The organism is Microbacterium sp. NPDC089695, from assembly GCF_044749085.1.
Lineage (GTDB): Bacteria > Actinomycetota > Actinomycetes > Actinomycetales > Microbacteriaceae > Microbacterium.
On the sequence record NZ_JBIVHG010000001.1, the window covers coordinates 35,535 to 49,078 of the forward strand.

At 71.3% G+C, this 13,544-nt stretch carries 15 protein-coding genes and 1 tRNA gene; 8 read left to right on the forward strand and 8 right to left on the reverse strand.

The window, feature by feature from the left end:
• Nucleotides 1–4 precede the first annotated feature (4 nt).
• Both ACIPYT_RS00190 and ACIPYT_RS00195 read right to left on the reverse strand, forming a co-directional pair.
• Nucleotides 5–262: a DUF3263 domain-containing protein gene (locus tag ACIPYT_RS00190; protein WP_401069175.1), complete on the reverse strand. Its 258-nt coding sequence runs from the start codon at nucleotides 260–262 to the stop codon at nucleotides 5–7.
• Nucleotides 263–271: 9 nt separating this feature from the next.
• The gene (locus tag ACIPYT_RS00195; RefSeq protein ID WP_401069178.1) at nucleotides 272–1,264 is read right to left on the reverse strand and encodes a DUF2332 family protein; all 993 of its coding nucleotides are present in this window, start codon (nucleotides 1,262–1,264) and stop codon (nucleotides 272–274) included.
• A 68-nt stretch (nucleotides 1,265–1,332) separates the two neighbouring features.
• Between ACIPYT_RS00195 and msrB the strand changes: the two genes are divergently transcribed.
• Nucleotides 1,333–1,737 (forward strand): peptide-methionine (R)-S-oxide reductase MsrB, encoded by a 405-nt coding sequence (gene msrB, locus ACIPYT_RS00200; RefSeq protein WP_401069181.1) that lies wholly within the window; start codon nucleotides 1,333–1,335, stop codon nucleotides 1,735–1,737.
• A complete protein-coding gene (locus tag ACIPYT_RS00205; protein WP_401069184.1) occupies nucleotides 1,734–2,357 on the forward strand; it encodes a nitroreductase family protein in 624 nt (207 codons plus the stop codon). Before msrB ends, ACIPYT_RS00205 begins: the two co-directional genes overlap by 4 nt.
• Here ACIPYT_RS00205 and ACIPYT_RS00210 read toward each other — a convergent pair whose 3' ends face one another.
• Nucleotides 2,358–3,266, reverse strand: a complete 909-nt coding sequence (locus ACIPYT_RS00210; RefSeq protein ID WP_401074700.1) for a DMT family transporter — start codon at nucleotides 3,264–3,266, stop codon at nucleotides 2,358–2,360. It lies immediately after the preceding gene.
• 112 nt (nucleotides 3,267–3,378) lie between these two features.
• Here ACIPYT_RS00210 and ACIPYT_RS00215 point away from each other — a divergent pair, with 112 nt between their 5' ends.
• The 5 genes from ACIPYT_RS00215 (at nucleotide 3,379) to ACIPYT_RS00235 (ending at nucleotide 7,840) form a co-directional block, all read left to right on the forward strand.
• Nucleotides 3,379–4,005, forward strand: a complete 627-nt coding sequence (locus ACIPYT_RS00215; protein ID WP_401069187.1) for an SOS response-associated peptidase family protein — start codon at nucleotides 3,379–3,381, stop codon at nucleotides 4,003–4,005.
• A 103-nt stretch (nucleotides 4,006–4,108) separates the two neighbouring features.
• Complete coding sequence (locus ACIPYT_RS00220; RefSeq protein WP_401069190.1) at nucleotides 4,109–5,020, forward strand: ABC transporter ATP-binding protein; 912 nt, start codon at nucleotides 4,109–4,111, stop codon at nucleotides 5,018–5,020.
• Nucleotides 5,017–5,829, forward strand: coding sequence for an ABC transporter permease (locus ACIPYT_RS00225; RefSeq protein WP_401069193.1), 813 nt, complete (start codon nucleotides 5,017–5,019; stop codon nucleotides 5,827–5,829). Before ACIPYT_RS00220 ends, ACIPYT_RS00225 begins: the two co-directional genes overlap by 4 nt.
• 38 nt (nucleotides 5,830–5,867) lie before the next feature.
• On the forward strand, nucleotides 5,868–7,145 hold the full coding sequence (locus tag ACIPYT_RS00230; RefSeq protein ID WP_401069196.1) for a sensor histidine kinase: 1,278 nt from the start codon (nucleotides 5,868–5,870) through the stop codon (nucleotides 7,143–7,145).
• Complete coding sequence (locus tag ACIPYT_RS00235) at nucleotides 7,142–7,840, forward strand: response regulator (protein ID WP_401069199.1); 699 nt, start codon at nucleotides 7,142–7,144, stop codon at nucleotides 7,838–7,840. Before ACIPYT_RS00230 ends, ACIPYT_RS00235 begins: the two co-directional genes overlap by 4 nt.
• A gap of 15 nt (nucleotides 7,841–7,855) precedes the next feature.
• Here the strand turns inward: ACIPYT_RS00235 and ACIPYT_RS00240 are convergent, their stop codons facing one another.
• The 3 genes from ACIPYT_RS00240 to ACIPYT_RS00250 all read right to left on the reverse strand — a co-directional run bounded on the left by ACIPYT_RS00240 (nucleotide 7,856) and on the right by ACIPYT_RS00250 (nucleotide 11,186).
• Nucleotides 7,856–8,809, reverse strand: a complete 954-nt coding sequence (locus ACIPYT_RS00240) for an aldo/keto reductase (RefSeq protein ID WP_401069202.1) — start codon at nucleotides 8,807–8,809, stop codon at nucleotides 7,856–7,858.
• A 70-nt stretch (nucleotides 8,810–8,879) separates the two neighbouring features.
• A complete protein-coding gene (locus tag ACIPYT_RS00245; protein ID WP_401069205.1) occupies nucleotides 8,880–10,457 on the reverse strand; it encodes an alpha/beta hydrolase in 1,578 nt (525 codons plus the stop codon).
• A gap of 30 nt (nucleotides 10,458–10,487) precedes the next feature.
• Nucleotides 10,488–11,186, reverse strand: coding sequence for a MerR family transcriptional regulator (locus ACIPYT_RS00250; RefSeq protein WP_401069208.1), 699 nt, complete (start codon nucleotides 11,184–11,186; stop codon nucleotides 10,488–10,490).
• Nucleotides 11,187–11,244: 58 nt separating this feature from the next.
• On the opposite strand from ACIPYT_RS00250, the gene ACIPYT_RS00255 reads away from it, so the two are divergent.
• A complete protein-coding gene (locus tag ACIPYT_RS00255) occupies nucleotides 11,245–12,228 on the forward strand; it encodes a zinc-binding dehydrogenase (RefSeq protein WP_401069211.1) in 984 nt (327 codons plus the stop codon).
• 30 nt (nucleotides 12,229–12,258) lie between these two features.
• On the opposite strand, the gene ACIPYT_RS00260 is transcribed toward ACIPYT_RS00255, so the two are convergent.
• Both ACIPYT_RS00260 and ACIPYT_RS00265 read right to left on the reverse strand, forming a co-directional pair.
• Nucleotides 12,259–12,331 (reverse strand) — tRNA-Thr (locus tag ACIPYT_RS00260).
• A gap of 42 nt (nucleotides 12,332–12,373) precedes the next feature.
• A complete protein-coding gene (locus ACIPYT_RS00265) occupies nucleotides 12,374–13,327 on the reverse strand; it encodes a DsbA family protein (RefSeq protein ID WP_401069214.1) in 954 nt (317 codons plus the stop codon).
• Between the last annotated feature and the right edge of the window lie 217 nt (nucleotides 13,328–13,544).

Below are 13,544 nucleotides of genomic sequence, written 5' to 3' on the forward strand. Positions count from 1 at the left end.
CGGTTCAGCCGACGAATCCGGGCGTCCTGGTCGACCGTTGCAGCGCCCGGGCGTCGCGGATCCGTCGCAGTCGTCCGATCAGGAGCGGATCGTACCGAAGGGCGTCCTCCGACTCGATCAGTCGCCCGAGGAGCTGGTAGTACCGCGCCGCGCTCATGCCGAGCTGCGCGCGGATCACCTCTTCCTTGGCGCCGCCGTGGCGGGGCCACGCGGTCTCGAGCGCGAGGATCAGTCGATCCCGTTCGCTCAGCTCTCCGCGCATGCGATCAGACTACGACGCACCCGGCCCCGCGCCCGGACGCCACTCCCACCATCGGCCGAGCGGATCGGCCGCGGCGCGCACGCGGCCGTCGAGCGCGACCACGAACCCCGGCCAGTGGTCCGCGTCGACCGGCGGGCTCCAGACGTGGAGGAGCGCAGGAGGATCGATCGTGATCCACCGCGCCGGCAGCGAGCGGATGCGGTCGACGAGCGCCGTGCGCGGCTCCCGCGGGATGTGCACGAGCACACCGGGGGTGGTGATCACGAGGGTCGCGTCCGGCGGCGCCTGGGATGCGAGGTCGTCGAGCCGCTCGGCCGCGTCGCCCGCCACGAGCAGGGGCGGGTCGGCCGCCGCGATGTCGAGCGCTGCGGCGACCCGCTGCTCGCGCCCGCGCTCCCCCGGCCAGACGAGACCCTGGAGCCACGCCCTGTCGCGCGCATCCCGGGCATCGAGGGGGGCGAGGTCGATGCCCGCCCGCCAGACGACCTCCGGCATCCGCAGGGGAGGCAGCTCGCCGTCCACCGTGCTCTCCAGCACGACGGCCGAGGGCCCGTCGTCGGGGTCGAGTGCCGCGCGCACGCGGCCGTCGCCTCCCGCGAACCGGTACGAGTAGCGGTCTGGGAACAGGCACAGGCCCGCCGACGCGCCGATCTCGAGCAGCGCGACGGGCCCGTCGATCTCCGACAGCGCCGGCAGCATGGCGGCGAGGCGCAGAGGCTCGTTGGTCTGCAGGCGGCGCGCGGTGCACTCGGCCACGACCTCGTCGGCGTGAGCCAGCACGAAGGCGCGCCACTCGGCGTAGTCGCCGAGGCCGACGCCCAGCATCCGCGTCACCGCGAACACGAGCGGCGGCTGCCTGCGGGTCTCCGGGATGCGGGAAAGGATGTCGCGCACGGCGGCGTCGGCGGCGACGCCGGTCGCCCATTCGGCGTACAGGACGCTGCGGCCCGGAGCCTCCTCGACGGCGAAGCGCGTGTAGCGCTGCTGCACGGCATCCGTCATATGACCATTCTGCCGCGCCGACACCCGTCCGGACGCGAGAGAATGGACGCAGACCCCCAGGAGGACCGATGTCGTACAGCGTGAACAAGACCGAAGACGAGTGGCGCGAAGAGCTCGGCGCAGACCAGTACGCCGTGCTGCGCGAGGCCGCGACCGAGCGCGCGTGGACGGGCGAGCTGCTCGACGAGGGCCGCGCCGGCCTCTACACGTGCGGCGCGTGCGGAGCGGAGCTGTTCAAGAGCGGCACGAAGTTCGACTCCGGATGCGGGTGGCCGAGCTTCTACGAGTCGATCCGCCCTGACGCGGTCGAGCTCATCGAGGACACGAGCCTCGGGATGGTGCGCACCGAGGTGCGCTGCGCCAACTGCGGCTCGCACCTCGGACACGTGTTCCCCGACGGCTTCGGCACGCCGACCGGCGACCGCTACTGCATGAACTCGATCGCGCTGAACTTCACACCCGACGAGGCATGAGCGCACTCGAGGCCGTCCGCTCGCGGCAGTCCTGGTCGAAGGTGACCGACGAGGCGCCGACCCGTGAAGAGCTGCTCACGCTCGTGACGGCCGCCGGCCGCGTGGCCGACCATTCGTCGCTGCGGCCCTGGCGCCTGATCGAGATGCGCGGCGCCGATCGCGAGGTGCTCGGCGCGGCGATCGCGAAGGCACAGGGCGACTCCTCCCCCTCGACCAAACCGCTGCGCGCCCCGCTGCTGATCGCGGTCGTCGCGAGCTACCGCAAGAGCGACAAGGTGCCGCGATGGGAGCAGGAGGCCGTCGCGTCCGGCGTGGCCCACACCCTGAGCCTGCTGCTCGACGACGGCGGCTGGGGCGTCATCTGGCGCACGGGGCATTACACGCGGGCGAAGGCGGTCGCGGCCGCCCACGGCCTCGCGAAGAACGAAGAGCTGCTCGGCTGGCTCTATGTCGGCGGCAAGCCCGTCGGCAAGAAGCCGGGCCGGCGCAAGGTCGTCGAGGCGCGGAAGCTCCTCACGCGGATGCCGGTCGCCGACGCGTCCGCCGCCTCCGACGCCCCGGTGACGGCGGAGAAGTCGAAGAAGAAGGCGAAGAAGGCGAAGAAGGCCGCGAAGAAGTAGTCAGGCCCGTCGCCTCGGCAGCGCCACCACGACGGAGGCGACCGCGACGACGACCATGCCGACGATCTGCCACAGGGCGGGTCCGGCGTCGGCGGGCCAGATCAGGTCGATCACGACAGCCGTCGCGAGCTGCCCGAGCACCGATCCCAGCCCCATCAGCAGCACGCCCGTGTGCGCGACGATGAACGCGCCCAGCAGGATGTACGCGAACCCCAGGAACCCGCCGAGGTACAGCCACGGCTCAAGGGGCGGCGGCTGCGGGAGCCCGCGCACCGCGATGCTCACGCCGGCCGCGAGCAGCAGCGCGATCGTGCCGGCGACGAAGCTCGTGAACGTCGCGACGAGCGGCGACGCCACGCGCTGAGCGAGGCGGCCGTTCGTCGCGGCCTGCCACGCGATGCCGACTCCGGCCGCGAAGGGGAGCAGCAGCATCCACAGCGGCGCAGCGGCGAGCACGTCGCCGCTCAGCGAGATCCCCACGGCGGCGAGCGCGAGCGCGCCGCCCGCCACGCGTCCGGGCGTGACCGCTACGACACCGGCAGGGCCGAAGCCGATCCGATCGAGCACGAGGCCGTGCAGGGTCTGCCCGGCGACCACGCCGACCGTGAAGAGCGAGACGCCGAGCACCCCGGCCGTCACCCCCTGTGTCGAGACGGTGAGGGCCCCGCAGGCGCCGCCCAGCAGCATCCAGAACGGGATCGAGCGGTCGCGGACGCCGGAGACCAGGCGCCGTACGCCACGACGGGCGGCGGGGATGCTCACGATCACGGCGATCAGGGCGGCGAGACCGACCGCGAACGACAGCAGCCCCGCGACGATGCCGTTCTCGACCCGCACGCCGAGGACGCCGTTCACCCGTGCCTGCACCGCCGTGAGCACACCGATGGTCACTGCTCCGCCGATCGCCACGGGGGCGGGCAGTCGGCGGGTCGCGGTCACCCGTCGACACTACTCCCGGGCGCGGGCGTCCCCGCACGCGGGCGGGCAGGCGGATGTCGGATGCCCGGCGTACGCTGGCGGCATGTGCGCGAGCTATGGCCTCGATCCCCGGTTCACCGACGCGGAGCTCCTCGCCGCCGCCGACGAGGAGGTGCTCGAGGGGCTGCGCGACTGGGCGAAGGAGAACGCGGGTGAGACCGTGCGCCCCACGGGCAAGAACCTGCGCAACCTCAACCCGATCGTCGCGCAGCCCGACGTGGCCCCGACGCTCGAACCCGGCTGGTGGGGATTCCTCGTCGGCGGCGAACCCTCGAAGTTCCCGTCCATCAACACGCGGTCCGAACGCCTGCAGGAGCGCCCTGGTGGTCTGAAGACGCGTGCGCTCGTCCCGGCGACGAGCTGGTACGAGATGAAGAAGCCCGAACGCGTGTGGCACGAGTTCCTGGTCGACGACGGAGCGCTGTTCGGCATGGCCGCCGTCACTCAGCGAGGACGGACGAGCGATGGCTCCTGGTTCACCTGCTACTCGATCGTGATGCGCCCGGCGCCCGAGCATCTCGCCGGGATCCACGACCGCATGCCCCTTCTCATCCCCGCATCCCTGAGTCACGACTGGCTGACGGCCGACCCGACGCGCGCGATCATCGACGAGGCGATCGCGGCGTCCGACGACGTCGCCGCGCGTGTGAGCACCCGCGCTCGCCCCTGAGCACCGCGTCGTCCTCCGGTGCCACGGAACGGATGCCGGTATGCCGCCGTTCCGGTACCGCAGGAGGATGCCGGGAGGCCCCTTGCCCCGTAGCGTCGAAGACATGATCACAGCAGAGGGCCTCACGAAGAGGTTCGGAGACAAGACAGCCGTCCAGGACGTGTCGTTCACGGTGCGGCCCGGTTCGGTGACGGGATTCCTCGGCCCGAACGGCGCCGGCAAGTCGACCACGATGCGGATGCTCGTCGGACTCGACCGCCCGACCGCGGGCGTCGCGACGATCGGGGGACGCGAGTACCGCGGACTCCGCGCACCGCTCACGGAGGTCGGCGTCCTTCTCGACGCCAAGGCCGTGCACACCGGCCGCACCGCCCGCAACCATCTGCGCGCGATGGCGGCGACCCACGGCATCCCCGCCTCCCGCGTCGACGAGGTCATCGACCTCGCAGGCATCGGATCCGTCGCCCGCAAACGCGCCGGCAAGTTCTCGCTCGGGATGGGGCAGCGCCTCGGCATCGCTTCGGCCCTGCTCGGCGATCCGCACACACTGATCCTCGACGAGCCCGTGAACGGCCTCGACCCCGAGGGCGTGCGCTGGGTGCGCCAGTTCGTGCGGCACGCCGCGTCCGAGGGCCGCACGGTGCTGCTGTCGAGCCACCTCATGAGCGAGATGGCGCAGACCGCCGACCATGTGATCGTGATGGGGCGGGGACAGGTCCTCGCGGACGCACCGCTCGACGAGCTCGTGCGGGAATGGACGCGCAACACGGTGCGCGTGCGCACGCCGCGGGCCGCCGACCTCGCCGCAGCCGTGGGCGGTCCCGACATCGAGATCGTGAGCACGGCACCCGATCTGCTCGACGTCGTCGGCCTCCCGGCCTCGCGCATCGGCGACCTCGCCGCAGAGCGCGGCATCCCGCTGCACGAACTCACGCCGACCACCGGCTCGCTCGAAGACGCCTACCTCGCCCTCACCGGCGAGGCGGTCGAGTACCGCACCAAGGAGATCTCATGACCGCCACGCAGACTGCGCCCCGCACTCGCGCGCAGGTCGACACGGGTCGACGACTCACCTTCGTCCGCGCCGTGCGCGGCGAGTGGATCAAGCTCGCGACGCTGCGCTCGACCTGGTGGTCGATCGGCCTCGCCGCGGTGCTGACGATCGGCATCGCCGTCCTCATCGCCCAGGCCATCGACATGCCGGGCTTCGAGCCTATCCAGGCCGTCGTGATGCCGATCCAGTTCACGATGCTGCTCGCCGGCATCCTCGGCGCGATCGCGGTGACCGGCGAGTACTCGACCGGGATGATCCGCTCGACGCTCACGGCCAATCCGCGCCGCGGGTCCGCGCTGCTCGCGAAGGCTCTCGTCGTCGCGGTGTTCCTGTTCGTGTCCTCGCTCGTGATCTTCTCGGCCGCCGCGGGCGCTGTGTCCGCGATCGTCGCACCGCGTGAGCAGAGCATCGACTGGGGTGACCCGGCGGCCTCCCTGCTGCCGATCGTCGTGTCGTCGCTCTCGATGGCGGTGTTCGCGTTGATCGGCGTGGCCTTCGGGTTCATCCTCCGCTCCGGCGCCGGAGCGATCGCCGCGACCGTCGGCCTGCTGTTCGTGCTGCCGATCGTGGCGAACTTCTTCGCCCTCGCCGGCGAGGCGTGGGCGTGGGTCATCGACGCCGCCGCCTACCTCCCCGTGGCCGCGGCCCAGAGCGCGATCCTCCCGGAGGGCGCGACGCTCGACGAGCCGGTCGCCTTCCTCACTCTGGGCATCTGGGCGATCGGCGGACTGATCATCGCGTGGATCGTCGTGCGGACCCGCGATGCGTGAGCACGCGTCCGTCCTCGCGCACGCGTAGAGTCGCCCGCGTGACCCGTATCCGCAGCCGCAGCGCCTCCCTCCGCGAGCAGGAGGAGGAGCTGCGGCTGCCGCGTCCTCCCGGCGTCCTCCGGCGCTTCTGGGTGCGGCATCCCGTCGTCGCCGACGTGCTCATCACGCTCGTGTGCCTGGCGCTGTCGCTGCTGCCCGCCGCGCCGTTCACGGAGACGGGCGATGCGACGCCTCTGCGGATCGGGTTCGCCGCGATCGCTCCGATCGCGATCATCGCTGCGTGCGTGACCCTGATGTGGCGTCGTCACGCGCCGCTCGTCCCGTTCGTGGCATCGTTCACGGTCGAGGCGCTCCTGCTGTTCGCTCCTCAGCCCTCCGGCACGCCCCTGATGTTCGTGACCTGCTACTCGCTGGCCGTGTACCGGTCGACGCGAGCGGCCTGGACCGGCTTCGGCATCGCTGTCGCGTCTCTCACCGGCCTCGCGGGGCTGATGCTGCTGACGGGCGCCGTGACGTTCCAGATCGCGATCAACACGGTCGCGACCTCGCTCGTCCTGGGGCTCATCGGCACGCTCATCGGGGTGAACGTCGGTGGCCGCAAGCGCTACATCGCGGCCGTTATCGACCGTTCGCGTCAGCTGCTCGTCGAGCGCGATCAGCAGGCGCAACTCGCGGCCGCCGCCGAGCGAGCCCGGATCGCGCGCGAGATGCACGACATCGTCTCGCACTCCCTGACCGTGATCGTCGCCCTGTCCGAAGGCGCGGCGGCCACGAACGACCGCGCCCAGGCCGCCGCCGCGTCGACCGCCTCCGCCGAGACGGCGCGCAGTGCGCTCACCGAGATGCGCGCCATGCTCGGTGTGCTCCGCGACGCCGAGTCGCCTCTGCCGCTCGCCCCGATGACCCCCGCAGAGCCGCACGAAACGGTCGCGACGGCGCAGCGGGCGGGCTTCCCGGTGACGCTCTCGGTGAGTGGCGACGCCGCCCTGCCGCCGGCCGTGTCGCACGCGGTCGGTCGCATCGTGCAGGAGGGCGTGACCAATGCGATGCGCCATGCACCCGCGGCCACCGCGATCGCCGTGCGCGTCGCCCACGGACCCGACGACGTGACCGTCGAGATCGCCAATGACGGGGCCACGGGCCCCAAGGGCACCACGGGCTACGGCCTCCGCGGACTCGCGGAGCGCGCCGGCCACGTCGGCGGCCGCATCGTCTCGGCACCCGTACCCGGTGGGCGCTGGATGCTGCACGCCGTCCTCCCCCGCACGGGCGCCGACACCGCGTCCCCCGACATTCGCACCGAGGAGCGCTCATGAGCACACCGATCTCGATCCTGCTGGTGGACGACCAGGAGCTCATCCGTCTCGGCTTCCGGATGGTCCTGGAGGCCGAGGAGGACATGGTCGTGGTGGGTGAGGCGGCCGACGGCCACGCTGCGATCGCCCAGACCGCGGCGCTCGCACCCGACCTCGTGCTCATGGACATCCGGATGCCGGGTCTCGACGGCATCGCCGCGACCGAGGCGATCGTGCGCGAGCATCCGCAGACGCGCGTGCTGGTGCTTACGACGTTCGATCTCGACGAGTACGCGTTCGGGGCGATCCGCGCCGGGGCGAGCGGCTTCCTCCTCAAGGACGCGCACCGCCAGGAGATGCTCTCCGCCGTCCGTGCGGTGCACCGCGGCGATGCGGCCCTCGCCCCTCGGGTGACCCGGATGCTGCTCGAACACGTCACCCCGCAACTCGGTGTCGAACAACCGGGCGCCGGGGTCGTGGCCGACGACCCGTCGACGGTGCTCACGGACCGCGAACGCGACGTGTTCCTGGAGATCGGCCGCGGGCTGACGAATGCCGAGATCGCCCGGGCGCTCTACGTGAGCGAGTCGACGGTCAAGACGCACGTCGGGCGGGTGCTGTCGAAGCTCGGCGCTCGCGACCGCATCCACGCCGTGATCCTCGCGCACCGTCTCGGGCTGGTCGGCGGCGATGACCTGCCGCCGACCGAACCCTGAGCCTGGATCTGCGCCTCAGCGCGCGGAGGGCGTCCACTCCGAGACGCTGTTCAGCGTCGCGACCTCCTCGGACGAGAGGTCGAGCCGGCCGCCGGCCAGCAGATCAGGCACCTGCTCGACGGTGCTGGCGCTGGCGATGGGCGCGACGACCGTGGGCTGCGCCCGGAGCCAGGCGAGGGCTGTCGCCGCGATCGATGAACCGTGGGCGGAGCCGATCTCCTCGAGCGCGTCGATGATCCGCAGACCCGCCTCCGTCGCGTACTTCGCGGCGCCGCCCGCACGCGGGGACGACTGGCCCGCGACATCCGTCGACCGGTACTTGCCGGTCAGGAAGCCGCTCGCGAGCGAGTAGTACGGCACGAGACCGAGACCGAACTCCTCCGCCACCGGGATGATCGTCTCCTCGACCGTGTTGCGGTGCACGAGGTTGTAGTGCGGCTGGATCGCGACGGGGCGGGCGACGCCGAGCCGGTCGGCGATCTCGATCCACTCCCGGATGCGCTCCGCGGTGTAGTTCGACACCGCGATGTTGCGCACGAGGCCGTCCTGCACGAGCCGGCCGAAGGCGCCGACCGTCTCCTCGAGCGGGGTGGTCTCGTCGTCGAAGTGCGCGTAATAGAGGTCGATCGCCTCGACGCCGAGACGAGCGAGCGAGGCCTCGGCCGCGCGTCGGACGTTCGGAGCCGAGAGACCGCGGAAGTCGGGATGCTGGCTCACCTTGGTGGCGACGACGACGTCGGCGGGCTTCCGCGACGCGAGCCAGGCGCCGATGATCGTCTCGCTCTCCCCGCCCGAGTTCCCCTCGATCCAGGCGCTGTACGAGTCGGCCGTGTCGATGAAGTCGCCGCCTCCGTCGACGAAGGCGTCGAGCACCGCGAACGACGCGTCGCGGTCGGCCGTCCAGCCGAACACGTTGCCCCCGAGCGAGAGCGGAAAGACGGACAGGTCACTGGTTCCGATACGAGTCATGTCGGGGACAACCGGGTCGCCGCGGCGAGTATTTCTCCCGTGACGCGAAATGTCGGACGCGACCGGACGATCAGACGACGCAGCGCGCATCGTCGTCCGGCACGGTCAGATCGATCAGGTACGCCGCGGTCACCGTCATGACGCACTCGTTCGTGCCGGCCTGGAACACGGTGTGCTGCTCGGCCTCGACCGTGAACAGGGCGCCCCCGAGGTCCTCGGCCATCGCGACGCCGGACTCGTACGGGGTCGCGGGGTCACCGGTGATCGACAGCACCAGCGGCGGAGTGTCGAGCCCCTCGACGTCCTGCGCGTACGGGATCGTCAGCGACGGCCCAGCGGGCCAGTGCTCGCATCCGTCCCTCGTGCGGTCGCGGATGTCCTGCCCGGAGTCGAGGAACGGCGCGACCTCGGCGACCTGCGCCCGCAGGTCGGCCTCCTCGCTCGGGCTGCGACGCTCCTCGTCGTTGCAGTTGACGACGAAGTTCGCGTCCCACTGGTTGCTCCAGGAGCCGTCCGACAGCGAGCGCCCGTTGAGGTAGTCGTAGACGGTGCGCAGCAGTACGCCGTCTCCGGCCTCCAGCGCCGTCAGTCCGTCGACCAGGATCGGCCAGTTGAGCTCGTCGTAGAGCGCGCCCGTGACCGCGCCCACGGCGTGGTCGTAGGTGAGCACCGTCGCACCCGCCGCCGCGGGCTCGTCGATCAGCGGGCGGACGATGTCCTGGAATCGGGTGGTCGCCGCTGCGGGGTCGTCGCCGAGGGGGCAGCCGGTCTGCTCCGCGCAGTAGGCGGCGAAGAGGTCGAAGGAGCGCTGGAATCCCGTGAACTGCAGGATGCGCCTGTCGACCGTGCCCAGACGCGAGTCCAGCGCACCGTCGAGGATCATGGCGCGCACGTTCTCGGGGAACGTCTCGGCGTACAGGGCGCCGATGCGCGTGCCGTAGCTCTGCCCCGCGAAGGTCAGCTGCTCGTCGCCGAGAGCCGCGCGAAGGATGTCGAGGTCGCGCACGACGTCGCGCGTCCCCATGTGGGCGAGGGCCTCGTCGCCGCCGGAGCCGTCTGCGCACTGCGCGTGCAGATCCTCGGTGTCGTCCTCGCCCCAGAGCCCTGCCGTGCCTGCCAGCACCGTGCGGTCGTCGCCTGCGTCCCGCTGCTCCGGGGTGAAGCATCCGATCGTCGGCGTCGAGGCGCCGACCCCGCGCGGATCGAACCCGACGAGATCGAAGCGTTCGGCGATGTCGCCGCCCACGAACGCCGGAGCCACGGTCTGCGCGAGCTGCGTGATCCCGGAGCCTCCGGGCCCGCCCGGATTGATCACCATCGACCCGATGCGATTCTCGCCCGCGGTCACGAGCCGCATCACGGCGATCTCCGCCGTCGCGCCCTCGGGGTCGTCGTAGTCCAGGGGAACGGTCAGCCGCGCGCACTCGAGCGGCTCGACGAACAGCGCCTCCTGGTCTCCGGTCGTGGCGTACTCCGCGCACTCGCCGAAGGCGAGGTCCTGGGCGTAGAACGACGCCAGGGGGTCGTCGGCAGGCTCGGCCTCCGCCGCCGCGCATCCGGCGGCGAGCAGCGACGCGACGACGCCGATCGCCGCGAGGGCGACGCGCGACACCGGTCGACTCGAGGGGTTCTTCCGGCCACTGGGCATGGTTCTCCTTCTGCGGTGGGGTCTTCGAGTTCAGGCGCCGACGCGCGCGAGCACGTCGAGCTGAGCGGGGTTGTAGAGCTCCGCGAGCGCCAGGGCGAGCAGGCGTCGGGGCGAGTCGATGTGCGGGAGGGCATGCCGCGAGGAGTCACCGAGCGCAGGGAACTCGGCACGGAGGCCCTCGACGTGACGGCCGTAACGCTGCGCGACATCCGCGCGGCGGTCCTGGTCGGCATCAGCCGGGAGCTCGTCGAAATCGCGCTCGGCATCCGTGCGCTCCCGATCGAGCGCGGCGCGCAGCTGCATCATCAGCTCGGCGTCGAAGACGCGCGAGTAGAGGAGGATGAGCGACCGGTCGCCGTCTGTGAGCGTGCGCCGCACGGTGGTGAACCCCGGAGGCAGATCGACCGCGGCGCCGCCGTGCACGACGAGGGCGAGCTCGGCGCGCACCGCCTGCAGACGCTCGATGGTCTCGGCGAGCTCGCGGTCGAGCACCTCCAGCGTGTCGGCGGGCGATGCCGGCGAACCGCCGAGCTCCCGGATGCGCGCGGGAGAGAGGCCGAGGTCCGCGAGCCGTCGCACCCGCAGCAGGCGCACCAGATGCGCGATCCGGTACTGCTTGTACCCGTTCGCCGCGCGTTCGGGCTCGTCGAGCAGGCCGACCTCGTGGTACCAGCGGACGGTCCTGAGCGTCACACCGGCCAGGTCGGCCAGCTGCCTCGTGCTCCACATGCGCTCTGCTCCGTTCCGTTCTCGGCCGTGCTTCCATGCAAGACCATGCCGTGACGGCATGGTCAAGCCGCCCTCCCGGCATCCGTTCTCCGTCGGAATACCGCTGTCGTCGACACGGTTCACCCCGACCATGCACGCCATCGTGATCGATCATTCCGAACCCTCCCACCTGCGCCTCGCCGACACACCCGAGCCTGTGCCCGCGGCTCACGACGCCCTCATCGCGGTGACGGCCGTGTCGGTGAACCCCGGAGACGTCGCGGCACTCGCATCCGCCGAGGAGGGATCCGTGCCCGGCTGGGAGAGTGCGGGCGTCGTCGTGCAGGCGGCCTCCGACGGCAGCGGCCCGGCGGTCGGCGCGCACGTCACCGGGTTCGACGGTCGAGGAGGATGGGCGCCGTTGCGCGCCATCCCGACGTCGCAGCTCGGCACCGTTCCCTCTGCTCTGGATGCCGCGGAGGCGAGCACGCTCCCGATCGCGGCGTCTTCGGCGCTGCGCGCCATCCGCACGCTCGGGGGTGTGGTCGGACGTCGACTGCTCGTCGTCGGTGCGACAGGAGCGGTCGGCCGTTTCGCCGTGCAGATCGGTGCGTCCGCCGGCGCCGAGATCATCGCCGTCGCCCGTGACGAGAGCCGCCACCCCGAGCTGCGTTCGCTCGGCGCGGCCGACACCTGGTCGACGATCGGATCCGACCGTCCCTCCGTGCACCATGCGCTCGACACCGTCGGCGGGGCGCAGCTCGCAGAGGCGTTCCGGCTGCTGCGCGCCCACGGCACCCTGGTGTCGGTGGGTCGCGCATCCGGCGAGCCCACGATGCTGTCGGCCGACGACCTCATCGCGGATCAGGGACGCTCCGGCATCCGTCTGCGCACGTTCTTCCTCGCCGAGGACCTCGACGGGTACAGCGACGACATCGCATGGCTGGGCGTCCTCGCCGCGGACGGGCGGCTCTCGACCGACATCCGCGAGCGCGTGCCCTTCGACGCGCTTCCGACGCGCCTGGAACGTCCGCTGAACGGCAAGCTCGTCGCGGTGCTCTGAGGAGGCACGTGCGTCCGCGAGAGATCTGAGAGCCGACTACGGGACTCGAACCCGTAACCCCCGTATTACAAGTACGGTGCGCTACCAATTGCGCCAAGTCGGCGGACGCCACCCAGCTTAGCGAGGGGCGGCGTGGAGCGACGACCTACGACGCGGGCGTCGTGGCGGTCGGAGTGGGTGTGGGCGACGGAGTCGAGGCGTCCTGTGAGGCGTCGTTCGAGACGGTCAGCACGAACTGCGAGAACTCGACCGGGTCGTCGAGAGCGCCGACGTAGGCCTCGCCGTTCACGACGATCATGGGCGCCGAGGTCAGCACGAGGTCGTCAGACCCGACCAGCGGCCCCTCGAGCGCACGGGAGGTGGCCTCCTTCGCCCAGGCGACGTAATCCTGATCCTGGATGCAGGAGCGCACGCTCTTCACGTTGTCGGCCCCGACCGCACCGGCGATGTCGGCGAGGTCGGCGTCGGAGTATCCGTCGCTGTTGACCTCCGGCTGGTCGTCGAGCAGGTCGTGGTTGAACGCGTAGAACTGCGCCGGCGAGTGCGTCGCGACGCAGGCGGCGGCTCCGGCGGCGCGCAGCGAGTACTTGGTGCCGTTCGAGCTCGCGGTGAGCAGAGCCACCGGGTGGTAGGTCACGGTTGCCGCGCCCTCGTTGATCCAGTTGACGAGCTGACGGGCGTTCGCGCGCTCGAACTGGCCCGCGTCCGGCGACAGGTAGTCGACGTACACGTGGATGTCGACCGCGCTGGTCGTGGTCGGCGCCGGCGTCGGAGTGGCCTCGGTGCCCGCATCGGTGGCGTCGGGGCTCGGGGTCGCCGGCATCTCGTCTGCGGCCGCCGACGTCGTGACGTCGGAGATCAGGATGCCGTCGTCGTCCATGCCGCCGGGCGTGAGCTGCGGCTTGGAGACCTGCGCGGACACCGCGAGGGTCACCGCGGTGCCGATCGCACCGACGGCGACGACCGCGATCGCACCGACGATGATTCGTCGCATGATGCGCGCCCTCGACTGCTGGGCGTGCACCTTCTGTGCCTTCTCCCGCACGGCCTCACGAGAATTGCGAGGGGTGGGGACGTTCGGCGTCTCGTCGCTCGACATCGTTCCTCTTGACGGTCTCAGGGGGGCAGGGTGGCCCCGAACGCCGATCGGGCGGCGAACGCCGCGGATTCACGGCCGACAACGATGCTAGCCAGCCTGGCTGAGAAATACCCAGACGCGCACGGTTCTGTCATACTGAATCCGACCCAAAGACGGGTCACGGCGGGTCGAACCGCCGCTCTATCACTACGGATCGTCCGGCACGTACCTGCCGGTG

Excerpts from the sequence above, each read along its gene's own strand:
- ACIPYT_RS00250 (WP_401069208.1), bottom strand. The coding sequence starts at position 11,186 with ATGTGGAGCACGAGGCAGCTGGCCGACCTGGCCGGTGTGACGCTCAGG.
- ACIPYT_RS00225 (WP_401069193.1), top strand. The coding sequence starts at position 5,017 with ATGACCGCCACGCAGACTGCGCCCCGCACTCGCGCGCAGGTCGACACG.
- ACIPYT_RS00205 (WP_401069184.1), top strand. The coding sequence starts at position 1,734 with ATGAGCGCACTCGAGGCCGTCCGCTCGCGGCAGTCCTGGTCGAAGGTG.
- ACIPYT_RS00265 (WP_401069214.1), bottom strand. The coding sequence starts at position 13,327 with ATGTCGAGCGACGAGACGCCGAACGTCCCCACCCCTCGCAATTCTCGT.
- ACIPYT_RS00190 (WP_401069175.1), bottom strand. The coding sequence starts at position 262 with ATGCGCGGAGAGCTGAGCGAACGGGATCGACTGATCCTCGCGCTCGAG.
- ACIPYT_RS00235 (WP_401069199.1), top strand. The coding sequence starts at position 7,142 with ATGAGCACACCGATCTCGATCCTGCTGGTGGACGACCAGGAGCTCATC.
- ACIPYT_RS00255 (WP_401069211.1), top strand. The coding sequence starts at position 11,245 with ATGGTCAAGCCGCCCTCCCGGCATCCGTTCTCCGTCGGAATACCGCTG.
- ACIPYT_RS00195 (WP_401069178.1), bottom strand. The coding sequence starts at position 1,264 with ATGACGGATGCCGTGCAGCAGCGCTACACGCGCTTCGCCGTCGAGGAG.
- ACIPYT_RS00215 (WP_401069187.1), top strand. The coding sequence starts at position 3,379 with ATGTGCGCGAGCTATGGCCTCGATCCCCGGTTCACCGACGCGGAGCTC.
- ACIPYT_RS00220 (WP_401069190.1), top strand. The coding sequence starts at position 4,109 with ATGATCACAGCAGAGGGCCTCACGAAGAGGTTCGGAGACAAGACAGCC.
- ACIPYT_RS00245 (WP_401069205.1), bottom strand. The coding sequence starts at position 10,457 with ATGCCCAGTGGCCGGAAGAACCCCTCGAGTCGACCGGTGTCGCGCGTC.
- ACIPYT_RS00240 (WP_401069202.1), bottom strand. The coding sequence starts at position 8,809 with ATGACTCGTATCGGAACCAGTGACCTGTCCGTCTTTCCGCTCTCGCTC.
- msrB (WP_401069181.1), top strand. The coding sequence starts at position 1,333 with ATGTCGTACAGCGTGAACAAGACCGAAGACGAGTGGCGCGAAGAGCTC.